The 1,275-nt window shown below is 42.2% G+C and carries 3 protein-coding genes; all 3 read left to right on the top strand.

What is annotated here, in order from left to right:
* Positions 1 to 510, top strand: a 510-nt coding sequence (locus tag BHE89_RS17660) for a DUF3304 domain-containing protein (RefSeq protein ID WP_141008332.1), incomplete at its 5' end; no start/stop codon positions are given.
* Complete coding sequence (locus tag BHE89_RS17655) at positions 495 to 1,019, top strand: DUF3304 domain-containing protein (RefSeq protein WP_069367619.1); 525 nt, start codon at positions 495 to 497, stop codon at positions 1,017 to 1,019. The genes BHE89_RS17660 and BHE89_RS17655, both read left to right, overlap by 16 nt.
* Positions 1,004 to 1,275: DUF3304 domain-containing protein (locus tag BHE89_RS17650; protein ID WP_128860681.1), on the top strand; the 272-nt coding region annotated here is incomplete at its 3' end. The genes BHE89_RS17655 and BHE89_RS17650, both read left to right, overlap by 16 nt.

The following is a 1,275-nucleotide window of genomic DNA, read 5'->3' as shown; positions in this document are numbered from 1 at the left end:
AAAAAAGTGATTGTTGCTGGCGTTATTCTTGCCATTATCGCAGTAAGCTCACTGCTGTTTCCCAAGAAAAAACCCAAAGATGACTACCTTGCCGGAAATTTACACGGGTTTAACCATGTCAAAGGCACTTCGGTAAATTGGTTTAAGGTTAATGGTTATTATGGCAAAGGCGGTGGCGGAACCTGTTGCATTGTCGTGCCGGCAAAGTGGACGCCGAATCAATGGGTCAAAGTGGAATGGGAAGTCGATCCTGATGCATACCCTACAGATTCACCGGGGGTGACAGATCCCAAATTTGATGCTTATATGAAAAAACACGAAGCCAATTATCGCCACTATCAAAAAATGGTTGAAATTCCCGAGTATGACGAACCTTGCAGTATGGATGTCCATTTTCTCCCTTGTCAGGAAGTAAAAATCACCCTGTCTTGTTATGCGACTAATCACCCTGATTATCCCATTAAAGAGCCTAGCTTTATGGAGGAACCTGCAATATGTCCACAAAATTAACCCGCAAAAAACTCATGTTTGTTGGGATAATCATTACTCTTCTTGCTGTCTATTTTCTCTTTATCCGACAACCAAAAGTGGAATATTTAGCCGGTAGTATGAGTGGTATTAACCATGTGAAAGGCACTGCGGTGAATTGGTTTAAAGTCAATGGCTATTATGCCCAAAGTGCCAATGATACTTGTTGTATTATGGTGCCCGCAAAATGGACACCTAATCAATGGGTCAAAGTGGAATGGGAAGTCGATCCTGATGCGTATTCAGATAAATCGCCACCTTTAGGTACTGATGAATTTCGCCAATATATGAAAAAACACAAAGCCAATTATCGCCACTATCAAAAAATGGTTGAAATCCCCGAATACGATGAGCCTTGTAGTGTCAAAGTCCATTTTCTTCCTTGCCAAGAAGTAAAAATTAGCCTGTCTTGTTATTCCCCTTGGCTTCCCGAATATCCAATAAAAGAACCATTAGAAATGGAGGAGCCAGCAGTATGCTCGAAAAAATAACTCGTAAAAAAGTGATTGTTGCTGGCGTTATTCTTGCCATTATCGCAGTAAGCTCACTGCTGTTCCCCAAGAAAAAACCCAAAGATGACTACCTTGCCGGAAATTTACACGGGTTTAACCATGTCAAAGGCACTTCGGTAAATTGGTTTAAGGTTAATGGTTATTATGGCAAAGGCGGTGGCGGAACCTGTTGCATTGTCGTGCCGGCAAAGTGGACGCCGAATCAATGGGTCAAAGTGGAATGGGAAGTCGATCC

The organism is Shigella sp. FC1967 (genome assembly GCF_001743005.1).
Classification (GTDB): Bacteria; Pseudomonadota; Gammaproteobacteria; order Enterobacterales; family Enterobacteriaceae; genus Proteus.
Note: the sequence above shows the minus strand (reverse complement) of the source record. Positions and strands in the feature narration are given on the sequence as shown.